General features: G+C 73.9%; 22 protein-coding genes. 9 read left to right on the top strand and 13 right to left on the bottom strand.

What is annotated here, in order from left to right; translation table 11 throughout:
* Nucleotides 1-44 precede the first annotated feature (44 nt).
* On the top strand, nt 45-1,718 hold the full coding sequence (locus ACFOW4_RS15910; protein ID WP_377528459.1) for a glycoside hydrolase family 13 protein: 1,674 nt from the start codon (nt 45-47) through the stop codon (nt 1,716-1,718).
* Nucleotides 1,719-1,774: 56 nt separating this feature from the next.
* Here the strand turns inward: ACFOW4_RS15910 and ACFOW4_RS15905 are convergent, their stop codons facing one another.
* From ACFOW4_RS15905 to xylA, 5 genes are all read right to left on the bottom strand, one after another.
* Nucleotides 1,775-3,199, bottom strand: a complete 1,425-nt coding sequence (locus tag ACFOW4_RS15905) for an MFS transporter (protein WP_377528356.1) — start codon at nt 3,197-3,199, stop codon at nt 1,775-1,777.
* A 57-nt stretch (nt 3,200-3,256) separates the two neighbouring features.
* Entirely contained in the window at nt 3,257-4,126 is an 870-nt protein-coding gene (locus ACFOW4_RS15900; protein WP_377528354.1) for a hypothetical protein, read from the bottom strand.
* Nucleotides 4,127-4,203: 77 nt separating this feature from the next.
* Nucleotides 4,204-4,632 (bottom strand): hypothetical protein, encoded by a 429-nt coding sequence (locus ACFOW4_RS15895; protein ID WP_377528352.1) that lies wholly within the window; start codon nt 4,630-4,632, stop codon nt 4,204-4,206.
* A 128-nt stretch (nt 4,633-4,760) separates the two neighbouring features.
* On the bottom strand, nt 4,761-6,191 hold the full coding sequence (xylB, locus tag ACFOW4_RS15890; RefSeq protein ID WP_377528350.1) for a xylulokinase: 1,431 nt from the start codon (nt 6,189-6,191) through the stop codon (nt 4,761-4,763).
* Between the two features lie 11 nt (nt 6,192-6,202).
* Nucleotides 6,203-7,390: a xylose isomerase gene (xylA, locus tag ACFOW4_RS15885; RefSeq protein WP_377528348.1), complete on the bottom strand. Its 1,188-nt coding sequence runs from the start codon at nt 7,388-7,390 to the stop codon at nt 6,203-6,205.
* Between the two features lie 76 nt (nt 7,391-7,466).
* Between xylA and ACFOW4_RS15880 the strand changes: the two genes are divergently transcribed.
* Both ACFOW4_RS15880 and ACFOW4_RS15875 read left to right on the top strand, forming a co-directional pair.
* On the top strand, nt 7,467-8,705 hold the full coding sequence (locus ACFOW4_RS15880; RefSeq protein WP_377528346.1) for an ROK family protein: 1,239 nt from the start codon (nt 7,467-7,469) through the stop codon (nt 8,703-8,705).
* A 131-nt stretch (nt 8,706-8,836) separates the two neighbouring features.
* Nucleotides 8,837-10,504: a PP2C family protein-serine/threonine phosphatase gene (locus tag ACFOW4_RS15875; RefSeq protein ID WP_377528344.1), complete on the top strand. Its 1,668-nt coding sequence runs from the start codon at nt 8,837-8,839 to the stop codon at nt 10,502-10,504.
* Nucleotides 10,505-10,558: 54 nt separating this feature from the next.
* Here ACFOW4_RS15875 and ACFOW4_RS15870 read toward each other — a convergent pair whose 3' ends face one another.
* Entirely contained in the window at nt 10,559-11,236 is a 678-nt protein-coding gene (locus tag ACFOW4_RS15870; protein WP_377528342.1) for a MarR family winged helix-turn-helix transcriptional regulator, read from the bottom strand.
* 58 nt (nt 11,237-11,294) lie between these two features.
* On the opposite strand from ACFOW4_RS15870, the gene ACFOW4_RS15865 reads away from it, so the two are divergent.
* Complete coding sequence (locus ACFOW4_RS15865) at nt 11,295-12,425, top strand: PP2C family protein-serine/threonine phosphatase (protein WP_377528340.1); 1,131 nt, start codon at nt 11,295-11,297, stop codon at nt 12,423-12,425.
* A 12-nt stretch (nt 12,426-12,437) separates the two neighbouring features.
* Here the strand turns inward: ACFOW4_RS15865 and ACFOW4_RS15860 are convergent, their stop codons facing one another.
* The 7 genes from ACFOW4_RS15860 to ACFOW4_RS15830 form a co-directional block, all read right to left on the bottom strand.
* The gene (locus ACFOW4_RS15860) at nt 12,438-13,922 is read right to left on the bottom strand and encodes a sugar transferase (RefSeq protein ID WP_377528338.1); all 1,485 of its coding nucleotides are present in this window, start codon (nt 13,920-13,922) and stop codon (nt 12,438-12,440) included.
* A gap of 214 nt (nt 13,923-14,136) precedes the next feature.
* Entirely contained in the window at nt 14,137-15,888 is a 1,752-nt protein-coding gene (locus tag ACFOW4_RS15855) for a substrate-binding domain-containing protein (RefSeq protein WP_377528336.1), read from the bottom strand.
* A gap of 174 nt (nt 15,889-16,062) precedes the next feature.
* Nucleotides 16,063-17,103 carry a lactonase family protein gene (locus tag ACFOW4_RS15850; protein ID WP_377528334.1) on the bottom strand — a complete coding sequence of 347 codons (1,041 nt, stop codon included), beginning with the start codon at nt 17,101-17,103 and terminating at the stop codon, nt 16,063-16,065.
* 122 nt (nt 17,104-17,225) lie between these two features.
* Nucleotides 17,226-17,828 carry an ATP/GTP-binding protein gene (locus tag ACFOW4_RS15845; RefSeq protein ID WP_377528332.1) on the bottom strand — a complete coding sequence of 201 codons (603 nt, stop codon included), beginning with the start codon at nt 17,826-17,828 and terminating at the stop codon, nt 17,226-17,228.
* Nucleotides 17,809-18,192, bottom strand: coding sequence for a DUF742 domain-containing protein (locus ACFOW4_RS15840; protein ID WP_377528330.1), 384 nt, complete (start codon nt 18,190-18,192; stop codon nt 17,809-17,811). The genes ACFOW4_RS15845 and ACFOW4_RS15840 overlap by 20 nt, the downstream gene beginning before the upstream one ends.
* Nucleotides 18,182-18,604: a roadblock/LC7 domain-containing protein gene (locus tag ACFOW4_RS15835; protein WP_377528328.1), complete on the bottom strand. Its 423-nt coding sequence runs from the start codon at nt 18,602-18,604 to the stop codon at nt 18,182-18,184. Before ACFOW4_RS15835 ends, ACFOW4_RS15840 begins: the two co-directional genes overlap by 11 nt.
* The gene (locus ACFOW4_RS15830) at nt 18,604-21,033 is read right to left on the bottom strand and encodes a nitrate- and nitrite sensing domain-containing protein (protein WP_377528326.1); all 2,430 of its coding nucleotides are present in this window, start codon (nt 21,031-21,033) and stop codon (nt 18,604-18,606) included. The genes ACFOW4_RS15835 and ACFOW4_RS15830 overlap by 1 nt, the downstream gene beginning before the upstream one ends.
* Nucleotides 21,034-21,301: 268 nt before the next feature.
* Here ACFOW4_RS15830 and ACFOW4_RS15825 point away from each other — a divergent pair, with 268 nt between their 5' ends.
* The 5 genes from ACFOW4_RS15825 to ACFOW4_RS15805 all read left to right on the top strand — a co-directional run bounded on the left by ACFOW4_RS15825 (nt 21,302) and on the right by ACFOW4_RS15805 (nt 25,440).
* Entirely contained in the window at nt 21,302-21,895 is a 594-nt protein-coding gene (locus tag ACFOW4_RS15825; RefSeq protein ID WP_377528324.1) for a hypothetical protein, read from the top strand.
* Nucleotides 21,896-21,906: 11 nt separating this feature from the next.
* The gene (locus ACFOW4_RS15820; RefSeq protein WP_377528322.1) at nt 21,907-22,785 is read left to right on the top strand and encodes a hypothetical protein; all 879 of its coding nucleotides are present in this window, start codon (nt 21,907-21,909) and stop codon (nt 22,783-22,785) included.
* A 178-nt stretch (nt 22,786-22,963) separates the two neighbouring features.
* Nucleotides 22,964-24,625 (top strand): sodium:solute symporter family protein, encoded by a 1,662-nt coding sequence (locus tag ACFOW4_RS15815; RefSeq protein ID WP_377528457.1) that lies wholly within the window; start codon nt 22,964-22,966, stop codon nt 24,623-24,625.
* Between the two features lie 18 nt (nt 24,626-24,643).
* Nucleotides 24,644-24,952: a hypothetical protein gene (locus tag ACFOW4_RS15810; protein WP_377528320.1), complete on the top strand. Its 309-nt coding sequence runs from the start codon at nt 24,644-24,646 to the stop codon at nt 24,950-24,952.
* A gap of 107 nt (nt 24,953-25,059) precedes the next feature.
* Nucleotides 25,060-25,440: a hypothetical protein gene (locus ACFOW4_RS15805; protein ID WP_377528318.1), complete on the top strand. Its 381-nt coding sequence runs from the start codon at nt 25,060-25,062 to the stop codon at nt 25,438-25,440.
* The last annotated feature ends 12 nt before the right edge of the window (nt 25,441-25,452 follow it).

Below are 25,452 nucleotides of genomic sequence, written 5' to 3'. Positions count from 1 at the left end.
AGCAGCGCCCGGCGTCCACCCACGGCTCGACACGGGAGAAGACCCTGAACACCGACCCCACGCAGCAGCAGCCCACCGGACAGCCGATCACCGGCTGGTGGACCGAGGCCGCCATCTACCAGATCTACCCGCGCTCCTTCGCCGACTCCGACGGCGACGGGATCGGCGACCTGCCAGGCATCACCGCCCGCCTCGACCACCTGGTCGAGCTCGGCGTGGACGCGGTATGGCTCTCCCCGTTCTATCCGTCGCCCCAGGCCGACGCCGGCTACGACGTAGCCGACTACCGCGACGTCGACCCGCTCTTCGGCACGCTCGCGGACGCTGACAAGCTGATCGGCGAGGCCAGGTCCCGCGGCCTGCGGGTGATCGTGGACCTGGTGCCCAACCACACCTCCTCGGCGCACCGCTGGTTCCAGGCGGCGCTGCCCGCCGCGCCCGGCAGCCCGGAGCGGGCCCGCTACGTCTTCCGCGACGGCCGTGGCCCGGGCGGCGACGAGCCGCCGAACGACTGGCAGAGCGTCTTCGGTGGCCCGGCCTGGACCCGCACCGTCGACCCGGACGGGCGACCCGGCCAGTGGTACCTGCACCTGTTCGACACCGGGCAGCCGGACCTGAACTGGGACAACCCGGAGGTGCGGGCGGAGTTCCTGGACGTGCTTCGGTTCTGGCTGGACCGCGGTGTGGACGGCTTCCGGGTCGACGTGGCGCACGGCCTGGTGAAGCAGGCCGACCTGGCCGACTGGCAGGAGCCGCAGGAGATCCTCTCCGGCAACGAGGTGGACAAGCCGCGTCCGCCCATGTGGGACCAGGAGGGCGTGCACGACATCTACCGGGAGTGGCGCCGGGTGTTGGACAGCTACCCCGGTGAGCGGATCCTGGTCGCCGAGGCGTGGGTGGAGCCGGCCGAGCGGCTGGCCCGCTACGTGCGCCCGGACGAGATGCACCAGGCGTTCAACTTCGAGTACCTGCTGGCCGCCTGGACCGCGCCGGCCCAGTACGCGGTGATCACCCGCTCGCTGGAGGCGACCGACTCGGTCGGCGCCCCGACCACCTGGGTGCTGTCCAACCACGACGTGGTCCGGCACGCCTCCCGGCTGGGGCTGGCGGTCGGCGGTGGCCGTCCCAACGGCATCGGCATCGGCGACCCGCAGCCGGACGCCGCGCTCGGCCTGCGCCGGGCCCGGGCGGCCACCCTGCTGATGCTCGCCCTGCCCGGCTCGGCCTACCTCTACCAGGGCGAGGAGCTGGGGCTGCCCGAGCACACCACGCTGCCCGACGAGGCCCGGCAGGACCCGACCTGGGTCCGCAGCGGCCACACCCAGCGCGGCCGGGACGGCTGCCGGGTGCCGATCCCGTGGGAGGCCGACGCCCCGTCGTACGGCTTCGGTCCGACCGACGCGAGCTGGCTGCCCCAGCCGCCGCTCTGGGCCGAGTACGCCCTGGACCGGCAGCGTGACGTGCCCGGGTCGACGTACGAGCTGTACCGCACCGCTCTGCGGCTGCGCCGCGCGCACCAGCTCGGCCGCGGCACGCTGGAGTGGCTGGAGTCCGGCGACGAGGTGCTGACCTTCCGCAACGGGGCGCTGACCGTGCTGACCAACTTCGGCGACGCGCCGGTGCCGGTACCGGCCGGCGCCGAGGTGGTCGCCGCCAGCGCCCCGCTCGGCGAGGACGGCGCCGTCGGAACCGACGTGACGGTCTGGGTACGCGCCTGACAATGGTGTTAGGAGGGGCCCCCTGTACAACGCCAGGCGTTAACAGGGGCCCCTCCTTACAGGCGATCGGCGCGGGTGTGCAGGAGGTCGTGCACGTTGCCGATGTCCGTTGGCGAGGTCCGCGAGGCGAGCCAGTACATGACGCCGGTGGGGATGAAGAAGAGCTGGAAGGCGGCCAGCCCGACAGCCAGGTTCAACGGCGGCGGGAACGCCGCGCGCAGGCCCTGGAAGGCCAGCCCGACCAGCCCGTTGCCGGCCGCCCGACCGACCCCGTTGGCCAGGTTGCCCAGGCTGTAGACCGTCCCCCGGTGCTCCGGCGGGTTGACGTCGGCGATCAGCGCGAACCAGTTCGGCGAATTCGCCGAGGTCAGCGCCAACGCGACGACCGCGGTGAGCAGGCTCAACCCGACCGACGGCTCGGTGACCACGCTGGACAGCACCGCACCGACCACCGCGCCCGTGCCGGCGCCGTCCGGCACGTCGATCGTCACCGGCACGAAGAACAGCACGAGGTAGAACGGCACGGCGGCGAGGATGCCCACCGCCGCGACCAGGGCCCGCCCCCGTGGAGTACGCCGCTGCACCGCGTCGCCGACCAGCCCTCCGACGATGGATAGCACCCCGCCGAGCTGGAACAGGGTGGCGAAGACGCTGCCCACCACGATCGCGGTGGCCTCCGAGTACCCCTGGTCCTCGGCCCGCTCGGCGAAGAGCCTCGGTAGCCAGACCAGCGAGCCGAAGGCCACCTGCGCGGTCAGGCCCTGCAGGATCAGCCAGCGGTTGGTGCGCCGGGCCAGGATCCGCGGCAGGTCGGCCCGGCTGATCCGGTAGTCGTACTCGGCGCCGGCGTCCAACGCACCGGCCAGTTCCGGCTCGCTTTGACCGCGCCGGATGTCGTACGTGAACAGGTACGCCGCGGTGGCGGCCAGCCCGACGCCGGTCAGCACGAGGAACGGCCGCCGCCAGTCGGTGGCCCCGAGCAGCCCACCCACCAGCGTGCCGGCGAGCGTGCCGACGCCCTGGGAGAGCCCCCAGAAACTCATCACCAGCCCTCGGCGGGTCGGCGAGATCAGGTCGGTGACCACGGAGAACCCCACCGAGCCCACCGCGCCCAGGCCCACCGCCGCGACCAGTTGCGCCACCAGGAACGTGGGATAGCTTCCCGCGAACGCGGTGGCGCCGGTGCCGGCGGCCCAGAGCAGGGTGCCCACCATGAGCAGTGGCTTGCGGTCGGTCCGGTCACCCACGTACGCCCAGCCGACCGCGGCCACCGCGCTGACCAGGAAGCTCACCGCGGTGACCAGGCCGAGCAATCCCTCGGGTACGTCGAGCGCGTGGGCGATCGGCCCGTACAGCGGCGGGACCAGGCCGATCGCCACGTTGTCGAGCGAGGCGAGCAGCACGAACACCACGACGCTGTACAGCCGGTGTGCCGCGCCACCACCCCGGACCCGCCCCGGCCCGCCCCTGGTCACGGTCATGCCCGGCAGCCAACCAGACCGGGCCGACGGGGTCGTCACGCGGGTGGGTGCCGCCGGTCAGCTCCCAGCCGCCCCCACCCGTGCCAGGTGCTCCCGGTAGACGACCTGGTAGCTGTCGTCGTACGCCCACTGGCAGGGACCCACCTGCCGGGCCTCGGCGATCTCGCGCTGCTGCAACCGCTTCAGTTCGGCCAGTTCGGCCGCGCCGAAGACGTCCGTCAGCCGCAGCCCGGCGCTGTCCCGCCCGGCCTGCTCGGCGGCGAGGGCCGCTCGCTCGAAGCTGTCGCGGTACCGCTCGGCAGCCTGGGAGAGCGCGAGCGAGCGGCTGTCCGCGCTGGCGAACCCCTTCGCCTCGATGCACCGGGTACGCTCCGCCGCAGCCCGGACCACCCTCGGGTCCCGGTCCACGGCGGCCAGGATCTCGTCCCTCCGGTCGCCCTCCTCCGCGGTCATCGCGCTGGTGTCGACGTGCGGGGCGGGGCCGAACCGTTGCCGGGCGTCCCGCCGGCAGGACGCCAGCCGGGACTGGTAGCTCGTCCGGCGCTCGTCGGTCATCCAGGCGAGCGCCGTCAGGTTGGGATCGACGCGCCGAACGCCCGGTGGCAGGTAGTCGATCAGGGTGGTGAGGCCGTAGCCGTACCGCCGGGCGAACTCCTCCCGGCTCAGGCCGAGCGCTGTCCGGCGGTCCACCGCCCACTGGTCGACGTACGGCTGGAAGGTGAGGCCGCCGTCGGCCATGCAGCGCACGAGCGAGTCGTTGACCTGCCGCCAGTAGTCCAGCACCTCGTCGTAGCCGTCATCGCCCCGATCGAGGGTGAGCGTCAGCTCGCGGGCCACCCCGGCGGCGTCGGCCTGCCGGGTCGGTTCCCGGCCGCAGCCGGCGAGGGCCAGCACCGCGACGACCAGGAGCAGCAGGGGCCTGCGCATAATCCGCACCTCGCTCTCCGCACCGCACGAAGCCACCGGCCGCCGCGACCGCGGTGGTCGCGGCGGCGGGCGGGGCGTCAGTAGCCGACGTTCAGGTACAGGGCGCTCAGCGCACCGGTGGCGGTGAGTTTGCCGCGGAAGTTCGAGTCGTACGGGCTGTCGCCGCGGGTGTCCCGGTAGGTGTACCGGTAGCCGGCCGAGTCGCAGCTGGTGCCGAACGTGCCGACCAGCGACGGGTCGTAGTACAGGACCGCGACGCACGAGCCGTCGCTGTAGGTGTCCCGGATCCGCCCGTAGTAGACGCCGTTGCCCTCGCAGGTCTCGGTCGACTGCGCCTCCTCGATGCCGACCACGCGTCCGCCGATGCTGATCTGCTGTTGCTTGGGCGACTCGACGCACTTGGCCTGCGCCGGAGCCGCCCCGGTGGCGACGGTGAGCAGTGCGCCGACCAGCACGGCGGGCACGGCCAGCGCGGCCGTCCGCCTGATACGCGAGACAGGTTCCACACATCCTCCTCAGGAGAAGCCGGATCCGAAGTCTACTTATGTTTGTCTATGAATCCATCCCACGCGCGCCGCTCCCCCATAACGGAGCCATCACGATCGAACAGATGGATGTCGATTGCATCCATCGGTCAGCGGCGGTTGAGGACCAACCCCCGGGCGGCCGCGTACTGGTCACGGACGGCGGGAACGGGCTCGGCGGCGTACTCCTCGACGCCCTGGAGCGCCCACGCCGGCGGCGCGTCGCCGCCGAGGGCGACCCAGGCGGCCTGGCGGGCCGCACCGTCGGCGACGTACTCCCCCGGCGGCGGCACGACCACCGGGCAGCCGAAGACCTGCGGCGCGATCCGGCGGACCGCGGCCGAGCGTGCCCCGCCGCCGACCAGGATGACCCGGCGGACGGTGGCGCCCTGCGCGGTCAGTGCGTCCAGGCCGTCGGCGAGCGCGCAGAGCATGCCCTCCACGGCGGCCCGCGCCAGGTGCCCGGGGGTGGAGGTGGCCAGGGTCAGGCCGTGCACCGCACCGGTGGCCAGCGGGCGGTTCGGGGTCCGCTCGCCCTCCAGGTACGGCACCAGCACCAGCCCGTCGGCACCGGCCGGCGCGGCCAACGCCAGGTCCGCCAGCTCGTCCAGGCCGACGCCGAGCATGCCCGCCGCGGCGTCCAGCACCCGGGCGGCGTTGAGCGTGCAGACCAGCGGCAGGAAGTGCCCCGCGGCGTCGGCGAAACCGGCGACTGCGCCGCTGTCGTCGGCCGCCGGCACCTCGGCGACGCTGAACACGGTGCCGGAGGTGCCGATGGAGACGACCACGTCACCCGGGCCGGCACCGACGCCCAGCGCGGCGGCGGCGTTGTCCCCGGTGCCGGCGCCGAGCAGCGCGCCACCCGGGCCGCCCAGCACCTCCGGGTGCAGGGTGCCGGCCAGGCCGGCGGGACCGAGCACCTCGGGCAGCAGCAGACGCCGGCCGAAGGCGCGCTCCAGCAGGTCGAAGCGGTAGGCGCCGGTCGCCGGCGACCAGTAGCCGGTGCCGCTGGCATCGCCCCGGTCGGTGCGCAGCCCGGCCAGCCCCGGCGCCCCGGCCAGCCGCCAGGTCAGCCAGTCGTGTGGCAGGCAGACGGCGGCCACCCGCGCCGCCGCCTCCGGCTCGTGCCGGGCGAGCCAGCGCAGTTTGGTGACGGTGAAGCTGGCGACCGGCACGCTGCCGACGGCGTCGGCCCAGAAGCGGCGCCCGACCGCGCCGCCGCCGGCCTCCTCGACCAGGTCGGCGGCGGCGTCGGCGGAGCGCGTGTCGTTCCAGAGCAGGGCCGGCCGGACCACCCGGCCCGCCTCGTCCAGGCACACCATGCCGTGCTGCTGACCGGCGACGGAGACCGCCGCCACGTCGGCCAGCCCACCGGCCTGCTCGACGGCCGCGCCCAGCGCCCGCCACCAGGCCTCCGGGTCGACCTCGGTGCCGTCCGGGTGCGGCGCCCGCCCCTGCCGCAGCAGGGCACCGGTCTCCGCGTCCCGGATCACCACCTTGCAGGACTGCGTGGAGGAGTCCACCCCCGCGACCAACGGCATGGCGGCCGGCCTCAGCGCGCGCCGAGCAGGTGCTCGACGGCGAGCTGGTTGAGCCGGACGAAGCCGAAGCCCCGGGCGGCCACCGTGTCCACGTCGAACTCCTCGAAGGCGGACCGGTCGGCGAGCAGGTCGGCGTACCCCTCGCCCGGGTTCAAGGTCGGGGTGCCCAGCTCGGCGACCTTGCTGGCGGCCAGCGCCTCGGCGACCTCGGGGTCCGCGCGGAACGCCGCGGCCCGCTCCTTGAGCAGCAGGTACGTGGCCATGTTGGCCGCCGCCGAGGCCCACACCCCGTCCATGTCCTCGGTGCGCGAGGGCTTGTAGTCGAAGTGCCGAGGGCCGTCATAGGTCGGCCCGCCGTTCGGGCCGCCGTTCTCCAGCAGGTCGACGAGGGCGAACGCGTTCATCAGGTCGCCGTGGCCGAAGACCAGGTCCTGGTCGTACTTGATGCCGCGCTGGCCGTTGAGGTCGAGGTGGAACAGCTTGCCCTGCCAGAGCGCCTGGGCGATGCCGTGCATGTAGTTGAGCCCGGCCATCTGCTCGTGCCCGACCTCGGGGTTGAGGCCGACCAGCTCCGGGTGGGCGAGCTGGGAGATGAAGGCGAGCGCGTGCCCGACCGTGGGCAGCAGGATGTCGCCGCGCGGCTCGTTGGGCTTGGGCTCCAGCGCGAAGCGCAGGTCGTATCCCTGGTCGATGACGTACTGGGTGAGCAGGTCGACGGCCTCGCGGTAGCGGTCCAGCGCGGCGCGCACGTCCTTGGCGACGTCGTACTCGGAGCCCTCGCGGCCGCCCCACATCACGAAGGTCTTCGCACCCAGCTCGGCGGCCAGGTCGACGTTGCGCAGCACCTTGCGCAGCGCGTACCGGCGCACCTCGCGGTCGTTGCTGGTGAAGCCGCCGTCCTTGAACACCGGGTGGGTGAAGAGGTTGGTGGTGACCATCGGCACGACCAGGCCGGTCTCGTCGAGGGCCTTGCGGAACCGGGCGATGTGCTGGTCGCGGGTGGCCGTGTCGACGCCGAACGGGACCATGTCGTCGTCGTGGAAGGTGACCCCGTACGCGCCCAGCTCGGCGAGCCGGTGCACGGCCTCGACCGGGTCGAGCGCCGGGCGGGTGGCGTCGCCGAACGGGTCGCGGGCCTGCCAACCCACGGTCCAGAGCCCGAAGGAGAACTTGTCGGCGGGGGTGGGACGGGGTGCCATGACGGACCTCCGGGGGTGTCGACCGCTATTTGTTCAGTGATTGAATTATTTGGCGGGCGTGTGGCAGTGTCAAGGGGTGAGCCCCCTTACCGCCCCGGCCGGCGCCGTCCGGCAGGGCAGCCTGCGCGAGCTCAATCTCGCCCTGGTGCTCGGCCGGATCGCCGCCGCCGACCGCCCCCCGTCCCGGGCCGACCTCGCCGCGGCGACCGGCCTCACCCGGGCCACCGTCTCCGCCGTCGTCGAGGACCTGATCGCCGGCCGGCTGGTGACCGAGGCCGAGCCGGCGCCCCGGGCCGGCGCCGGGCGTCCTGCCCGCGGGCTGGTGCTTGCCGGGCACGGCGCGGCCGGGCTCGGGCTGGAGATCAACGTGGACTACCTGGCCGTCTGCGTGGTCGACCTGGCCGGGCGGGTGCGGCACCGCACCGTGCACCGCGCCGACCTGCGCCCGGTCGCTCCCGCCGACGCCCTGGCCCGGCTGGTCGAGCTGGCCGGGCGGGCCCGCGCCGACGCCGCCCGGGAGGACCTGGTCCTGGCCGGGGCCGCGCTCGCCGTGCCGGGGCTGGTCGACGCCGCGGGCGTGGTCCGGCTCGCGCCGAACCTCGGCTGGCGGGAGGTGCCGGTGCCGGCGCTGCTCGCCGGGCACCCGGCCCTGACCGAGCGGATCGACGGCGTACCGGCGCTGGTGGTCGACAACGAGGCCAACCTCGCCGCGCTCGGGGAGCTGCACGCCGGGCCACCCGGCCCGACCAGCTTCCTGCACATCTCCGGGGAGGTCGGCATCGGTGCCGGGATCGTGCTCGACGGGGCGCTGTTCCGGGGCACCCGCGGCTGGAGCGGCGAGATCGGCCACATCCCGGTCCGACCCGAGGGTCGCGAGTGCCGCTGCGGGGGGCGGGGGTGCCTGGAGCAGTACGCCGGCCAGGAGGCGATCCTCGCCGCCGCCGGCCTGGCCGGGGCGGACCTTCCAGCGGACACCGCGACCGCCCGGCTGGCCGAGCTGGCCGGGGCCGGCGATCCGGCCGCGCTCCGGGCCCTGCACGACGCCGGATCCGCGCTCGGCGTCGCGGTCGCCTCCGTGGTGAACCTGCTGGACCTGGACACCGTGGTGCTCGGTGGCGGGTACGCCCGGCTGGCGCCCTGGCTGCGTCCGCCGGTGCTCGCCGAGATCTCCCGCCGGGTGCTCACCGCCGCCTGGTCGCCGGTCACCGTCCGAGCGGCGGCACTCGGCGCGGAGGCCGCCGCGACCGGTGCGGCCGGCTCGGTGGTACGCCGGATCGTCGCCCGGCCCTCCGGCTGGCTGGCCCGCACCGGCTGACCACGCCCCCTGCTCGATGGGCGTCCGCCGGCTCGCCTCGGTACGCTTGCCGGTAGGCAACCATCCCCGGCCGAGGAGTTCAGTACCAGCATGCGCACAGGTCGTCCGGCCCGGGCGCCCGGCGGCGGGTCGTGACCACGACCCAACGGGGCGGCATCGCCGGCCCGGTCAGCGGCGGTGGCCGGGCGTCCCGCCAGCCGACCCGTTCGACCTCCGGCAACGCGCTGCCGGCCGACTCCCGACTGGCCCGCGAGCTGCTCGACGGGCTCGCCGAGGCGGTGCTCACCACCGACCCGGCCGGCACGGTCACCCTGGTCAACGCGATGGCGGCGGAACTGCTCCCGGAACTCGGCGCGGGCACCGACCTGTCCCGGTGCGCGGTGCCGGTGCTGGCCCGCGCGGTCGCCGCCGACGCCGACACCTTCGACGCCGACCACGGCGGCCGGCGGCTGCGCGGCGTCCGGCGCCGACTGGCTGGCCGCCGGTACGCCTGGTACGTCCGGGACGTCACCGAGGAGCACGCCCGCACCGACGCCCTGCTGGCCGAGCGCTCCCGCACCGCGTTCCTCGCCCAGGCCGGGAGTCGGCTCGGGCTGTCGCTGCATTGGGACGAGACGCTGCGGGCCACCACCACCCTCGCCGTGCAATACCTGGCCGACGCCGCCGTGGTGCTGCACCGGCCGCCGCCGGCCGAGCCGTACCCGCTGCGCTGGATCCGGTACGCCGACGACGACCCGGCCCCCGTCACCGGCCTGGCCGGTCCGGAGCTGACCGGCACCGTCCCCGGCCTGGCCGAGGCGTTGGACGGCCACCGCACCGACGCCACTCCGTGGTTGGACGCGACGCTCGCCGACCTGGCCGCCGTGCTGCCGCCGGGCTTCGGCCGGCCGGGCACGGTGCTGGTCAACCGGATGCCCGGTCCCGCCGGCGCGGCCGGAGCACTGCTGCTCGTCCGTCGGGCTGGTCGGGTCGGCTTCGGCGGGCGCGACATCGAGCTGGCCCGCGAGTTCGCCGCCCGGGCCGGCGCGGCGCTGGCCACCGCGGAGCTCTACGGCGAGCAGGTCCACCTGGCCCGGGTCCTGCAGACCAGCCTCCTTCCACCGGAGCTTCCGGCGGTGCCCGGGGTGAGCCTGGTCGGCGGTTACCGAGCCACGGGCGACAGCCTGCGCATCGGTGGCGACTTCTACGAGGTGTTCCCGCACGAGCGCGGCGCCCTGTTCGCCCTGGGCGACGTGTGCGGCAGGGGCGTCGGCGCGGCGGTGCTGACCGGGCGGGTCCGCCAGTCGCTGCAGACCCTGCGGCTGGTCGAGCAGCGCCCGCTGGAGCTGATCCGGCTGCTCAACCGGGCGCTGTTCGACGCGCCCGACGCGGCCCGGCGCGGCCAGTTCACCACCCTGCTGCTCGGCTCCCTGGACCGCGCGCAGACCGGGGTCGACGTCCGGATCGCCGGTGGCGGCCACCCGTCGCCGCTGCTGGTGGCCGCCAGCGGCACGGTGACCCCGGTCCCGGTCGGCGGGATGCCGGTCGGCGCGCTGGCCGCGCCCCGGTTCGCCGAGACCACGGTGCACCTGGCACCCGGCGAGCTGCTGCTCGCGTACACCGACGGGGTGACCGAGGCGCGCGGGGGCCCGCACGCGGCGGAGATGTTCGGCGAGGAGCGGCTGCGCGCCGCGCTCACCGCGGCGGCCGGGCTGCCCCCGGTCGCGCTGGTCGACCGGCTGCTCCGGCTGGTCGACGAGTGGCTGGACGGGCAGGCCCACGACGACATGGCGATGCTGGCCGTGTGCGCGTCGGCGTGAGCGGGCCGCGCCGACCGACATGGGCGGTGCCGGACGCGGCCGCGTTGGCGGACCTCAGGCGGTGCGAGCCACCGATGGGTCGCCCGTCGACCATTCCCGCGTCAGCCCGACGGGCCGCTCGGGACGCGCCTGCCCGGCGTGGGTGGCTGGGTCTGCCGACCCGGCCGAGCCCTGCAGGTGCGCCCGCCCGGACGAGGGCTCCGGGTGCTCCGGCCGGGACGAGGGCTCCGGGTCGTCAGACCCGTCCGGGTCGGTGGGCGCCGACGCGGCCTGTGCCGCCTCCTGCCGGCGGGCGGAGTCGTCGAACTCCCGCATCCCGCTCAGCAGGGCGTCGCGGCCCGCCGCGCTCATCCCGGCCAGGATGGCGGTGAGCTGTGCGTGCCGCTCGGCCCGCAGCTCGGCGATCAACCGCCGGCCGTCGGGGGTGAGGTGCAGGGAGATCTCCCGCCGGTCGAACCGGCCGGGCTCGCGCTCCATGAGCCCGGCGGCCACCAGCCGGTCACAGAGGCGGCTCGCCGAGCTGAGCAGCATGTCCAGTCGGTCCGCGAGCCGGCGCAGGTTGATCCCGTCGTGCCGTTCGACGACCATCACGGCGCGGAGCTGCGCACCGGAGACCCGGCTGGTGGTCCGCTCCCGGGCGGACTCCCACACGGACAGCAGGGCACCGGCCGTCGCGTCCAACGCGGCAGCCATACTCGTTTCGGGGTCCGGCGGACCGTGCAGTTCGGCCATGGTGGCCCGAGACTACTCCGAACCCACTGGTGGTCGAGCTTTGATCAAGGGAGCGGTAATGAGCGAACCGGTCAGTCGGGCACGACGTGCCCTGAACGAGACACCGGCCGATCTGCTCCTGCGGGGAATCGCCGATGTCGTCGCCGAGTCGTACCAGATCACCCACACCGAGCTGTTCCAGGTCGACTACCGGCTCGCGGAGCTGCTGCCGCTCACTGAGGGCGCAGCCATCACCGGTCCTGGCCACCCGGCCTGGCGCTGCTTCGACCACCAGATGCCGGTGGTCGCCGACGGGACTGGCTGGTTCCCGGTGAGCATGCGCGGCGAGCGCCGGGGGGTGCTGGCACTGGCTCCCGTCCCGGACGACCCGACCGTCGTCGCCGAACTGGCCGAGATCGCCACCGCGCTCGCCCACGAGGTGGCCGCCGTCTCCCCCGGCACCGACGTGTACCGCGCCGCCCGGCGCAGCCAGCGGCTCACCCTGGCCGCCGAGATGCAGTGGGACCTGCTGCCCGGACGCAGCCGGGTCCGGCCCTCGTTCAGCCTCGCCGGGCAGTTGGAGCCGGCGTACACGGTGCGCGGGGACAGCTTCGACTGGTCCGACGACGGGGACCGGCTCTGGCTGTCGACCATCAACGGCACCGGTGAGGGCGTCGCCGCGTCGATGCTGACCTCGCTGGCCACCCACGCCCTGCGCAACGCCCGCCGGGCCGGGCTCAGCCTGGCCGACCAGGCCGCCCTCGCCGACCAGGCCGTCTACGACCTGCACCGGGGCGAGCAGCACATCTCCGCGCTGCTGATCGAGCTGGAGCTGCGCACCGGTGCGGTCACCGTGGTCGACGCCGGCTCGCCGCGGCTGGTCCGGCTGCGCGAGGGGGAGGTCGTCGAGCAGCCGCTGGAGGCCCAGTTCCCGCTCGGCATGTTCGAGGCGACCGACTACCACGAGCAGCGGTTCACCCTGGAGCGCGGCGACCGGCTCTTCGTGGTCAGCGACGGGGTGGTCGAGGCCACCGGGCAGGACGTGCGCTACGGCGAGACCGCCCTGGACCGGTTCCTGCGGCGGACCGGCCCGATGGAGCCACTGGACGCGGTCCGGTCACTGATCGGCGACCTGCGTGCGTTCGTGGCCGGTGACCTGGTCGACGACGCGGTGGTGGTCTGCCTGGACTGGACCGGTCCGCAGCCCTGACCGGTCCGGCGCTCAGTACGCGCCGCGCCCGTTGAGCACGGCGCCGAGCGTCTTCCAGAGGATGGTCAGGTCGACGGCGAGCGACCAGTTCTCCACGTAGTAGAGGTCGAGCCGGATGCCGTCCTCCCAGCTCAGGTCGGAGCGGCCGCTGACCTGCCAGAGGCCGGTCATGCCGGGCTTGACGAGCAGCCGGCGGGCCACGTCGCCGTCGTAGCGGGCCACCTCCGACGGCAGGGGCGGGCGCGGCCCCACCAGGCTCATCTGGCCGAGCAGGACGTTGACCAGCTGCGGCAGCTCGTCCAGCGACCACTTGCGCAGCAGCCGCCCCACCCGGGTGACCCGGGGGTCGTCGCGCATCTTGAACATCAGGCCGTCGGTCTCGTTGCGGGCGACCAGCTCCGCCAGCAGCGCGTCCGCGTTGACCACCATGGTGCGGAACTTGAACACCCCGAACTCCTGGCCACCGCGGCCGACGCGGGTCTGCCGGAACAGCACCGCGCCCCGGCTGTCGATCTTTATGGCCAGCGCGAGGAGCGCGATCAGCGGCAGCAGCAGCGCCAGCGCCAGCGACGAGACGGACCGGTCGACGAAACCCTTCACCAGCTTGCGCGCACCGCGGAACTCGGGCGCCTCCACGTGGATCAGCGGCAGCCCGGCCACCGGCCGGGTGTGGATGCGCGGGCCCGCCACGTCGGTCAACGCGGGCGCCACGACCAGGTCCACCCCGGTCCCCTCCAACTGCCAGCCGAGCCGCCGCAGCCGGGCGGCGGTCAGCTCGCCGGAGGCGGTGACCGCGACGGTGTCCGCCCCGATGGCGGTGGCCGCCTCCGGGATGCCGCGGAAGGAGCCCACCACCGGCACGTCGCCGAGCCGCTGCGCCACGGGCGCCAGCAGGGCGTCCGGGATGCACGCCCCGACCACCTGGTAGCCGGCGTACGGCTCGCGGCGCAGCGTGTGCAACAGCTCCAGCACGTGCGCGGTGTCGCCGACCACCAGCACCTTGCGCGACCAGCCGGCGCCCCGCGACCGGGCCCGGTGCAGGCGCTTACGGGCGGCGAACCGGGCCACCTCCAGCCCGAGGGTGCCCACCGCGAAGGAGATGCCGAGGAAGCCCCGGGACACCTCCACGTCGGCGATGTAGCCGGCGATGGCGATGCCGCCCGCCAGCCGCAGACTGGCCGAGCTGACCCGGCGGTACTCGTCCGCGCCGTAACCGATCACCCGGTCGTCGTAGCAACCCAGCGCCTTGAGCGAGACCAGCCAGGCCAGCACCAGACCCGGCGCCACCAGCACGTAGGGGATCTTCGAGCCGCTCGGTTCCTCGTCGCCGAAGCGGGTGACGTAGCCGACGAGCAGGGCCACGGTGAGGATCGCGGTGTCCAGCACCACCAGCACCCGGACGTACGCCCGCTCGTCGGCGCGCGCCAGCAGGCCGGCGGGGCGGCCGTCCGGCCGGGACGACGGACTGGCGGGGGTCAACAGTGTCGCCGCGGTCACCGGCCCTCCCACTTTCGTTCAGGACGGCCCCGGTCGACGGTCGGGCCGGAGGCGGACCGAGGATGCCGGAGCACGTCGACATCCTGCCCCGACAACTATGGTCGCCGATTGCTTCGGACGTATTGCCGTCACTTTCGCCGCTCCGGGGGACCGAGAAAGGGCCCGCCGTACCGGATTGCCGGTACGGCGGGCCCTTTCTCGCCTGTGCCTCGACTCAGCGCGGCGCGGGCGGGCGCAGCGCGATGGCGTTGAGGAAGATGCTGCCGATCTCGCTCGGGTCCTTGGTGACGAAGGTGCCGCCGCCGGTGACCTTGGTGATCGATTCCAGCTCGGCCTTGCTGACCTCCTCGCCGATACCGATCATCACGACCTGGACCGGTCGCTCCGGGTCGGCGATCCGCTTCAGCTCACTGAGCAGCTTCTGCTGGGTGATGCCCTTGTCGTCCTCGTTCTTGCCGTCGGTGAAGAGCACCACCGAGTTGACCCGGCCGGGCTGCCAGTCCTCCTGCACCGCCTGGTACGCGGCCAGCATCGTGTCGTAGAGGCCGGTGTTGCCCTCGGACGGCTTGATGGTGCCGAGTGCGGTCTCGAGCTTGGCCCGCTGGCCGGAGAGCGGCCCGATGGGGACTATCTGCCGGTAGTCCCGGGTGCCGACGAGGTTGGTGGAGAAGGTCCACAGGCCGATCGCCCAGGAGTCGTCGAAGAGGCCGAGGCCGCGGCGGGCCGCGTCGAGGGTGACCTCCTCCCGGTTGCGCTTGTTGGCGCCGGGCACCTCTTCCTTCATCGAACCGGACACGTCGATGACGCAGAGCATCCGGCCGGACTGGGTGGCGATCGACCAGCTGGAGACGACACGCTGTATCGCGGCCGGGTCCAGACCACCCGCGGCGGTTCCGCCGGTCGCCGGCGCGGTCGACGCGCCGGCCGGGCTCGGCGCACCCTGCGGTGCCTTGAAGCCGGAACCCCAGTTGCCGTCCGGTGCGCGCAGCGACTGCGCCGCGAGCCGGTCCCGGAACTTCGCCTGGGTGAGCAGCTCGAAGAGCACCCCGGCCGCCGAGGCCTTGGTCGGCTCGATGCCGGGCAGCACCGCGTACGGGTAGTCCAGCGGCATCGGCGCCGGATCCAGGTAGAGCGCGGCGAGCGGGACCGGTGGCTTCTTGTTGTTGTAGGCGATCACGTCTTCTTCGGACAGCGCCGCGGCGCCGAGCCCGCTCGCGATGGACGTCGGGTCCTTCGCGGTCGGGAAGCGGGCCAGCAGGTCGTTGCGGAGCGAGGAGCGCCCGGTGGCCAGCGCCCGCAGCGCCCCGACCGTGTTGCGCTGCGCGTCCCCGCCGGCACCGTTGGCGGCGGCGGTCAGCGAGAGCAGACCGGACAGCCCGGCCGCGTCCCGGGTCGGCTCGACGATCCCGGTGGTGAGCGGCTTGCTGCTGGTGACCTGCTTGAGCAGATCGACCCACCTGAGCTTCGCCTCGGGCCAGCCCAGCCGGGTGGCCACCGGCTCGGGCATCGCGACGACCACCGGGCTGCTCGCGATCGACGCGCCGTTGGTCGGGGCGAACGCGGTGGCGTCCTTCTTCAGCCGCAGCAGCCAGGTCGAGGAGTCCGGCACCCAGACGTCCGGGGTGACCGCGGTGCCGTTGGCCTGGCCGACCCCGGCCAGGACGGCGCCGTGCTTGGCGGCCACCACGGCGGCGACGTCCACCGGGTCGGACGCGGAGACATCCACCTTGATGCACGTGCCGCCGACCGCCGCGCCGTCGCGCACCCACTGGGACGCCGCGGCGTCCACCGCCGGGGCGAGCTCGGAGGCGACCGCGACGGAGAGCCGGATCTCGCCCGAACAGGAGGGCTGGACCAGCTGTCGGTAGCCGAACCAGACGCCGGTCGTGACGACGAGAACCGTCGCCGTTCCGGCGGCGGCTGCTAGATGAAGCTTCGTACGCATGCGATGGCGGCCTGCTGACACGGTGACCATCTTGCGGATCTGGCGGGGTACATGCCACAACCGTTCGGACTAAAGTTACGCAGGAGAAACAGTTGATCGCCGTTTAGCGACGGTGCGTGACGACGCCGCCTCGGCGTGTTGCAGATCGGGCGGTACCGACGCGTCGGGCCCGACGAGGGGTCCGGGTCGTGGGCGTCAGGGCAGCACGCACGTCGGGCTCGGCACCGGCACCGGCTCGCCGACCGCCGCCGGCACGCCGGTGGTGGGGTCGACGCGCAGCACGCGCACCATGTCGGCCCGCTCGTCGGCCACGTAGAGGTGCTCCCCCAGCAGGACGAAGTGCCGCGGCCACCCGCCGCCGGTGTCCACCTCGGCGATCAGCTCCGGCAGCTCGCCGCCGAGTGCGAAGACGGCGATCGTGCCCACGCCCCGGTTGGCCAGGTAGAGGAACCGGCCGTCGGGGGCGACCGCGATCTCCGACGGCTGGACGTGCCCGGCCCGCTCGCTGGCGTCGACCCGACCGCGCTGGTGCAGCGCGCCGTCGTCGGTCAGCTGGTAGGCGGTGACCGAGCCGTCCAGCTCACCGGCGAGGTAGCAGCGCCGCCCGTCGGGGTGCCGGGCCAGGTGGCGGGGGCCCGTGCCGGGCGCGGTGCGTACCCGTGGCGCGCGGGGCACCAGCCGGCCGGTGGCGCCGTCCAGGTCGTACCGGTAGACCGAGTCGGTGCCCAGGTCCACCGCGAGCAGCGGCCCCCGGCCCGGCGCCGGCGACACCATGTGGGTGTGTGCCCGCTCCTGACGCTCCGGGTCCGGGCCGTGCCCCTCGTGCACCACCAGGTCGGTGCGCTCACCGGGCACGCCCTGCGGGTCGAGCGGGAAGACCGCGACGCTGCCGCCGCCGTAGTTGGCCGCGACCAGGTGCCCGCCGTCCGGCAGCACCGCCAGGTGGCACGGTTCGGCGCCCCCGGTCGAGCGGGTGCCGAGCGGGTCGAGCGCGCCGTCCGGCCCGACCAGCCAGGCGCTGATCTGCCCCTCGGGCAGCTCGTTGACCGCGTAGAGGACCGGGCGGGTGGGGTGCCGGGCCAGGAACGAGGGGGACGGGGTGACCGCCACCGTGCCGAGCGGGGTCAGCTCGCCCGAGATCGGGTCGCGTCGCGCGGCCACGATGCCGGTACCCCGACCACCGCTCTCCGCCGTGTAACCCCCGATGTGGACGACCTCGACCTGACCGTTCACCATGCCCGCCCTCCGCCGGTTCCTGCGTCGATCCAACCAGAGGCTGCCCCGCACGCCGGCGGCTTAACCCCGATCGACCCCGCCGGCCGCCCCCGGGCGGCTCGGGCCGCCCCACTGCCGGCGGCTCAGGCCGCCGGCACCGGCTCGCCCCGCTGGCGGGCCACGTGCTCGACCAGCGAGATCAACACCAGCTTGCCGGACTGCCGGTCCCGGGCGTCGCACAGCACCATCGGCACGTCGGGGTCGAGGTCGAGGGCCCGGCGCACGGTGTCCAGGCTGAACCGGCGGGAGTCGTCGAAGCAGTTCACCGCGACCACGAACGGGATCCCCCGTTGCTCGAAGTAGTCGATCGACGGGAAGGAGTCGGCCAGCCGCCGGGTGTCGGCGAGCACCACCGCGCCGAGCGCGCCGAAGGCCAACTCGTCCCAGAGGAACCAGAACCGGTCCTGCCCCGGCGTGCCGAACAGGTAGACCAGGAGGTCCTCGTTGATGGTGATCCGGCCGAAGTCCATCGCCACCGTGGTGGTCGACTTCCCCTCCACCCCGGAGACGTCATCGGTGTCGATCCCGGCGTCGGTCAGCACCTCCTCGGTCTGCAACGGCCGGACCTCACTGAGCGCGCTCACCAGCGTCGTCTTGCCGGCACCAAAACCCCCGGCGATGAGGATCTTCAGTGCCAGCGGGATCCGGTGGCCGGATCCCCCATGGTCATAGCGCCCGGAGTCCACTGACCACCGCCTTGAGGATGTCGTCGTCGGGAAGGTTGCGGGCGGCCGAGGGGCCGTGCACCTCGACCAGGCCCTCGGCGAGCAGGTCGCCGAGCAGCACCCGGACCACGCCGACCGCGAGGTCCAACCCGGCCGCGAGCTCGGCAACCGGCACCGGCCGGCGGGCCAGGGCGACCAGGCGCCGGTGCTCCGGCTGCAGCCGCACCGCCGGGTCGACGTCCGGCCGGGCCAGCACGTACGCGATCAGGTCGAAGTTGCCGACGGCGGAGCGTACCCGGCCTCCGGTGAGGGCGTACGGACGCACCACCGGGCCGGCTTCCCCGTCCAACCACTCGGGCTGCGGACCCGGCGGCTCAGTCCACATCGCCGGCATCCGCCAACGAGCGGGCCGGCACGCTGAGACTCTCCCCCACCCGGATGACCAGCATCGCCATCTCGTAGGCGACCAGGCCGATGTCCGCGTCGGCGTCGCTCACCACGGCCAGGCAGGCGCCCTTTCCGGCGGCGGTGACGAAGAGGTACGCCGACTCCATCTCCACCACGGTCTGCCGGACCGGGCCGCCGTCGACGTGCCGGCTCGCGCCCCGGGCCAGGCTGGAGAAGCCGGAGGCGAGCGCGCAGAGGTGCTCGGCGTCGGAGCGATCCAGGTCGGCCGAGGAGCCGAGCAGCAGCCCGTCGGCCGAGAGCACCACCGCCTCACGGGCGGCCGGTACGCGTTCCACCAACTCGTCGAGCAGCCAGTCGAGGCCGGCGCTCCGCGTCGTCGATTGCCGCACTAGGCGTCCCTCTCAGTAGCGGTCAGGGGTTCCGGAGTCGCCGCCGGTTCGGGCGGCGCGGGCGCCGGGTCGGCGCCGTTGGCCCCGTCGGGGCCGGAGTCGCGGCGAACGGTGGCGCCGTCGGGGGCGATGGCGCCGGTGGGAATGCGGACGGTGTCGCCGTCGGGGGTGGGGGCGACGACGGTGGCGCGGCCGCGGGCGGTGCCGGCCTGCAGCGCGGACATGACCCGCCGTACCTCCTCGGGCGAGCGGGGGTCCGGGCCGTCGACGACCGCCGGCCGGGGCCGGACGACCGGCGTACGCCGACGGACCCGGCGCGGCAGGCCGTCCAGCTCGTCCGACGTCGGGTCGGCCGGTACGGCCGTCGACTGCGCCGCACCGTCGAACGGTGACGCGGCGGTCGAAGGCGCCGCCGGTACGCCGTCGGTCGCGTGTGCCGCCGCCGGCCGGGAGCGGCCGGTGCGGGGGCGGGGCACGGTGCCGCGGGTCCTGGTCCGGGCCAGCCGCCGGTCGGCGCCGCCCGGGGCGGGGTCGGGGCCGAGCGGCGGCTCGGCGGTGACCAGCTCGGCGGGGATCAGCACCACGGCGCTCACGCCGCCGGCCTCGGACGGGCGCAGGGTCACCCGCACCCCGTGCCGGGCGGCCAGCCGGGCCACCACGAACAGGCCGAGCCGGGCGCTCTGCGCCGGGTCGAACTCGGGCGAGCTGGCCAGTCGGAGGTTCGCCGCCTCCAGCGCCGCGGCGGACATCCCCAGCCCCCGGTCGGTGATCTCCAGGGCGTAGCCGTTGGCCACGGGCTCGCCGGTGACCACCACGCGCGTGTCCGGCGGGGAGAAGGCGGTGGCGTTCTCGACCAGCTCGGCGAGCAGGTGGATGACGTCACCGACGGCTCGGCCCAGCACGCCGGCGGGCTGCACCGAGGCGATGTCCACCCGGTCGTACGCCTCGACCTCGGAGCTCGCGCCCCGGACCAGGTCGAGCATGGCGACCGGGTTGCGCCAACCCCGGCCGGGAGCGGAGCCGGCGAGGATGACCAGGTCCTCGGCGTGCCGGCGCAGCCGGGTGGCGAGGTGATCCACCCGGAACAGCTCGGCCAGCTCGTCGGGATCCTCGGTGTGCCGTTCCATCCGGTCCAGCAGCGCGAGCTGCCGGTGCACCAGGCTCTGGCTGCGCCGGGCGATGTTGAGGAAGACCTCGTTGAGCCCCCGGCGCAGGGTGACCTCGTCGACGGCCGACTGGACCGCGGTGCGCTGCACCTGGGTGAAGGCCCGCCCGACCTCGCCGATCTCGTCGTTGCCGTACTCCAGCGGTGGCGCCTCCCGGTCGACATCGACCTGCTCGCCCCGGCGCAACCGGGTGACCACCTCGGGCAGCCGGCGCTCGGCCAGCTCCAGTGCCGCGGTGCGAACGCCGCTGAGCCGGCGGGCCAGGGTGCGGCCCACCCGCACCGCCACCAGCACCGAGACCACCACCGCGACCAGCCCCAGCACGCCGGCGGCGGCCAGCCGGACGAGGATCCGCACCGCCATCGGCACCGAGCGGTCGGTGAGCCCGTCGGCCTCGGCCAGCTCGAAGTCGCGCAGCTGCTGCTGCACCGCGTCGTGACTGGCCTGCCACGCGGTCGCGTCCACCGGGGGCCGGCCGGACCGGTCGGCGGCCACGAGCGTGTCCTGCATGGCGCGCAGCCGCGTGAACGCGGCGCCCTCGGTCAGTCGCTGGTACGCGGCGCGGTCGGCGTCGGGCAGGTCGGCCACCGCGCTCTCGGTCAGCCAGCGCTGGTTGGCGATGGCCTGCACCAACTGGGCGTGCTCGCCGTCGGCGAACCGGCCGGCGGTCAGCGCCCCGGCCAGCAGCGCGTCGGTCTGCCCGAGCAGCTCCCGGGAGCGGCCCAGCGCGGTCAGCGCCAACGCCTGCCGGTTCAGATCGGGCTCGGGCAGGTTCGCCATGCCGGCGAACGCCTGGAAGGCGGAGGAGATCATCCCGCTGTAGAGCCCGATGGCGCCGGCCCGGTCCACCCGGCGCCCGTCGATGAACCCGCGGCCCGTCGGCAGCGCCTCCAGGGCGGTCACGAGTTGGTCGACCCGGGCGTCGAGCAGGTCGTCGGTGGCGTCACGCAGCTTCTCGCCGCCGACCCGCCGGCGCAGTTCCGCGACCGCCCGGTCGGTGCGCTGCCGCTGCTCGGCCAGCGCCGGCAGCGCCGCGGTGCCCGCGAGCTGGACCACCGAGAGCCGGCGCTCCCGTTGCAGCTCCACGACCACGGTCTCGCCCGGGCGGCCCAGGTCGTACAGCAGGGTCCGGGACGAGAGCAGGTCGAGGGCCGGCCCGAAGGTCAGCGTGGTGGCGAAGATCCAGAGCGCGAGCAGCGCGGTGACCGGCGCGACCACCAGCGCGGTCAGCTTCGAGCGGATCGGCCAGTCGCGGGTTCTCATCAGACCTCGCCCGGTGCAGGGGTGGCAGGAGGGGCTCCGGCACCGCCGGGCAACGCTCCGGCCGGGCTGCGCCCGGGTGTGACGCCGGGCACCGGCACGGGCGCCTTGGGCAGGATACGTAATCACCGGCCGATGCACTACCGCCCGTTGCGCCGATGGCGACGCTCCGATGCGGCGCGCCGGTACGGCGGGTTCGTTTGGGAAAGTCGCCCGAATCGGGATTGGCGAACAGTGCGCCGAGGGAATACGGGTAACGAAGGAGGAGCCCATGTCGCCCACGCAGATAATCGTCATCGTGCTCGTCGTGCTGGTCATCGCGGCACTGGCCGTGGTCGCCCGGACGTTCGCCCGCCGCCGCGGGCTGCGCAACCGGTTCGGGCCGGAGTACGACCGGGTGGTCGCCGAGCAGGACAACCGGGCCGCCGCCGAACGCGAGCTGCGCGACCGGGAACGCCGGCACGCCGAGCTCACGCTCACCCCGCTCAGCCCGGACTCCCGGGCCCGCTACGCCGCCGCCTGGGAAGAGCTCCAGGTCCGCTTCATCGACGCACCGGGCGACACCGTGGGTGACGCCGACGAACTGGTCACCCGGCTCATCGAGGAACGGGGCTACCCGACGGGGGACTTCTCCGACCAGATCGCCCACCTGTCCGTCGAGCACGCCCGCACGCTCACCCAGTACCGGGACGCACACGAGATCCACCTGCGCAACTCCCGGGGTGAGGCGAGCACCGAGGAGCTGCGCCAGGCGGTCGTGCACTATCGGGCGCTCTTCGCCGACCTGCTCGGCGAGGAGCCGGTCGGCCAGCGCCCGCCGGAGCAGCGCCACCCGGACACCCCGCACGACGCCACGAGCCGCTGAGGAGGCCACCGATGCGCCAGGAAGAGCAGCAGGTGAGCAACGACCACCCCGAGGCCGTCCGATCCACTCCGGTTCCGGTGCCGCCGACCGGCGACCGGGCCGACGTACCCGAGGACGCGCTGGACGACCGGGGCACCTTCGACGACCCGGCCGTCGCCGACGGCACCGATCGGCGACGCCGGTCGGACGACCGGTCCACCGACGGCACCGGGGAGGGCGGGTTCCACGAGCCGGGGCCGCTGCCGACCGTGTTCGGCGCCACCACGGTGGCCGACGCAGTGGCCGCCTCCGCGCTGGCCAGCCCGCGCCCCGAGGACCAGCCCGATCCCCGGGCCGAACGGACCGCCCGCCCGGGTGACGGCGCGGAGGGCGGCGAGCCGGAGGGGCTGCGCGCCGACCCGACCGCCGAACTGCACCGCCGGGACGGGAACCGGACCGTCCGGGGCGGCGGTGATCGGGACGCGGTCGCCGCCGGCGCGGCCGGTTATGGCAGCGCCACCCCGGAGATGGTCGATCCGGACGCGGTGTCACCGGACGCCGACCCCGCGCGCTCCGGCGCGGTCGCGCCCTCGCTGGAGTCGGCCGGCACCGCTCGGCCCGCCGGAGCGACCGTCGCGGCCGAGCCGGCCACCCTCCTGGACGTGGACGCCGCACAACGGTTCCGGGACCGCTGGCGGGACGTGCAGTTGCGCTTCGTGGACGATCCGCGGGCCGCGGCCGGCGAGGCCCAGTCGCTGGTCGAAGAGGCCATCCAGGCGCTGGCCTCGGCGTTGGCCGCGCAGAAGAACACGCTGGGCGGCTGGCAGGACGCCGGCTCGGCGGACACCGAGGAACTCCGGATGGCGGTGCGCCGCTACCGCGACTTCCTGGACCGCGTGCTGGGCCGCTGACCCCGACCACCCCGGGCGCCCCGACCGAACCCGGTCGGGGCGCCCTCGCGTGTCAGGGGACGAGACCACCCGGGCCGGTGGGAAAACGGCGGGAGCGACAGCGAGGCATGAACCCCCGCGTCTCGGGTAATAGGGCGCGCGCATCCGACACGGGCGGACGGGACGAGGGGTGACGGGGATGGACGACGGCGGCAGTCTTCGGCTCAACATGAACGGCCTGGACTACCTCATCCTGGCCCTGTACTTCATCACCGTGCTGGGGGTCGGCTTCGCCGCCCGCCGGGCGATCCGGACCAGTGTCGACTTCTTCCTCTCCGGCCGTTCCCTGCCGGCCTGGGTCACGGGTCTGGCCTTCGTCTCGGCGAACCTGGGCGCGTTGGAGATCATCGGGATGGCCGCGAACGGCGCCCAGTACGGCGTGATGACGGTCCACTACTACTGGATCGGCGCGGTCCCAGCCATGGTCTTCCTGGGCATCGTGATGATGCCCTTCTACTACGGCTCGAAGGTCCGCAGCGTGCCCGAGTACCTGCGGCTGCGGTTCAACCGCCCCACGCACCTGCTGAACGCCATCAGCTTCGCCCTGGCCCAGGTGCTCATCGCCGGGGTGAACCTCTACGCGCTGGCCCTGGTCATGCAGGCACTGCTCGGCTGGCCGCTCTGGACCGCGGTCGTGGTCGGCGCCGCGATCGTGCTCGCGTACATCACCATCGGCGGCCTCTCCGGGGCGATCTACAACGAGGTGCTCCAGTTCTTCGTCATCCTGGCCGGCCTCATCCCGGTCACGGTGATCGGCCTGGTCAAGGTGGGCGGCGTGTCCGGGCTGATGGACGCGGTGCGGGACTCGAAGCTCGGCGAGGCCGGCCTGCACGCCTGGCAGGACACCGGCGGCACCGACAATCCGCTCGGCGCGCAGTGGATCGGCATCGTCTTCGGCTTGGGCTTCGTGCTCTCCTTCGGCTACTGGACGACCAACTTCGCCGAGGTGCAGCGGGCCCTGTCGGCCAAGAACATGAGCGCCGCCCGGCGTACGCCGATCATCGCCGCGTACCCGAAGCTGGTCATCCCGCTGGTCACCATCATTCCCGGCCTGGTCGCGCTGGTCACCGTGCAGGGGCTCGGCGCGGAGAAGGGCGACCTGCAGTACAACAACGCGATCCCGCTGCTGATGCGTGACCTACTGCCCAACGGCGTGCTCGGGGTGGCGGTCACCGGTCTGCTCGCCTCGTTCATGGCCGGTATGGCCGCCAACGTGAGCGGCTTCAACACCGTCTTCACGTACGACATCTGGCAGGCGTACATCCGGCCCAACCGGTCGGACGAGCACTACCTGAGGGTCGGCCGGTACGCGACCATCGGCGCCGTGGTGGTCGGCATCGGCACCGCGTTCATCGCGGCCGGTTTCAGCAACATCATGAACTACATCCAGGCGCTCTTCTCGCTGTTCAACGCGCCGCTGTTCGCCACCTTCATCATCGGCATGTTCTGGAAGCGGATGAGCGCGCTGGCCGGCTTCTGGTCGCTGCTGCTGGGCACCCTGGCCTCGCTGGTCACCTACCTGCTCTACCGGGGCGGAGTGGTCCACTTCAACTCCGACCTGGAGGAGAGCTTCTGGGGCGCCGGCATCGCGTTCGTGACGGTGGCGGTGGCCGCCGCCATCATCACCCCGCTCACCGCGTCCAAGCGCGACGACGAGTTGCGCGGCCTGGTCTACGGCATGGGCGGGGTCGACCTGAAGGGCGACGTGCTGGCCGGGGACCAGGCCTGGTACCGCTCCCCCGTGCTGCTCGGCCTGATCGCGGTGGCGCTGGCCGCCCTGTTCTACATCCCGGTCTTCTAGGAAAGGGTGGTTCGGCAGATGGACGACCACAAGCAGCCGGCACAGGACCCGCTGATCAGCGAGACCGAGGCCGAACAGCGGCGCTCGGCCGCCGCGCGCCTGTTCGACATCCGTCGGGTGATCGGTGCCCTGTTCGTCGCGTACGGGATCATCGTGACGTTGATCGGCGTGTTCGACAGCCGGGCCGAGATCGACAAGGCCGAGGGCGTGCGGATCAACCTCTGGGCGGGGCTGGCGATGCTCGCCTTCGGCCTGCTGATGCTGCTCTGGCAGTGGCTGCGCCCGGCGGAGCCGCCGGCGCCCAACAAGACCGAGCCCGCGCACTGACCCGACCCGGGGCGCCGCCCGGGTTGGTGCGGATGCGGCGCATGGGCACGGTTCGACGGGGTACGCCACGGGGATCACGCAACGCGCCGGACACAGGAGGCAGCACCATGACCGATCGTGACCGCCAAGCGCCGCTCGAGGAGAGCCCGGAGGTGGCCTCCGCGGTGGACGACGACAGCACCGTGCCGCAGCTGCGCACCGGCGGCGGCCCCGACCGCGACACCCCGACGTTCGCCGAGCCCGACGGCGCGGTGCCCGACACCGGGTCACCGGACATCCTCGGCGATCCGTACGCGGCGGGCACCGGGGCGACCGGGACGGGCACCGGCGCCGGCGGTGACAACATCCGCACCGGGGCGGAGCAGCCGTGGGAGCCGGAGGACCTGGTGATGGCGCGGGGGCAGGACCTCACGCCGGAGAACCTGGAGAGGGCCCGCCGGGACCTGGCCGAGATGGGACAGGCGGCGATCGAGCGCACCGTGCCGTGACCCGGGGGTGCG

Origin of the sequence: Micromonospora sp. GCM10011542 (genome assembly GCF_042650685.1) — a bacterium.
Lineage (GTDB): Bacteria > Actinomycetota > Actinomycetes > Mycobacteriales > Micromonosporaceae > Micromonospora.
This window is presented reverse-complemented; position numbering and strand designations above follow the sequence as displayed.

Bases quoted from the DNA above. Each gene is read 5' to 3' on its own strand.
- ACFOW4_RS15825 (WP_377528324.1), top strand. From the start codon at position 21,302: ATGTCGCCCACGCAGATAATCGTCATCGTGCTCGTCGTGCTGGTCATC.
- ACFOW4_RS15810 (WP_377528320.1), top strand. From the start codon at position 24,644: ATGGACGACCACAAGCAGCCGGCACAGGACCCGCTGATCAGCGAGACC.
- ACFOW4_RS15840 (WP_377528330.1), bottom strand. From the start codon at position 18,192: ATGTGGACTGAGCCGCCGGGTCCGCAGCCCGAGTGGTTGGACGGGGAA.
- ACFOW4_RS15865 (WP_377528340.1), top strand. From the start codon at position 11,295: ATGAGCGAACCGGTCAGTCGGGCACGACGTGCCCTGAACGAGACACCG.
- ACFOW4_RS15815 (WP_377528457.1), top strand. From the start codon at position 22,964: ATGGACGACGGCGGCAGTCTTCGGCTCAACATGAACGGCCTGGACTAC.
- ACFOW4_RS15820 (WP_377528322.1), top strand. From the start codon at position 21,907: ATGCGCCAGGAAGAGCAGCAGGTGAGCAACGACCACCCCGAGGCCGTC.
- xylB (WP_377528350.1), bottom strand. From the start codon at position 6,191: ATGCCGTTGGTCGCGGGGGTGGACTCCTCCACGCAGTCCTGCAAGGTG.
- ACFOW4_RS15900 (WP_377528354.1), bottom strand. From the start codon at position 4,126: ATGCGCAGGCCCCTGCTGCTCCTGGTCGTCGCGGTGCTGGCCCTCGCC.
- ACFOW4_RS15905 (WP_377528356.1), bottom strand. From the start codon at position 3,199: ATGACCGTGACCAGGGGCGGGCCGGGGCGGGTCCGGGGTGGTGGCGCG.
- ACFOW4_RS15805 (WP_377528318.1), top strand. From the start codon at position 25,060: ATGACCGATCGTGACCGCCAAGCGCCGCTCGAGGAGAGCCCGGAGGTG.
- xylA (WP_377528348.1), bottom strand. From the start codon at position 7,390: ATGGCACCCCGTCCCACCCCCGCCGACAAGTTCTCCTTCGGGCTCTGG.
- ACFOW4_RS15830 (WP_377528326.1), bottom strand. From the start codon at position 21,033: ATGAGAACCCGCGACTGGCCGATCCGCTCGAAGCTGACCGCGCTGGTG.
- ACFOW4_RS15850 (WP_377528334.1), bottom strand. From the start codon at position 17,103: ATGGTGAACGGTCAGGTCGAGGTCGTCCACATCGGGGGTTACACGGCG.
- ACFOW4_RS15870 (WP_377528342.1), bottom strand. From the start codon at position 11,236: ATGGCCGAACTGCACGGTCCGCCGGACCCCGAAACGAGTATGGCTGCC.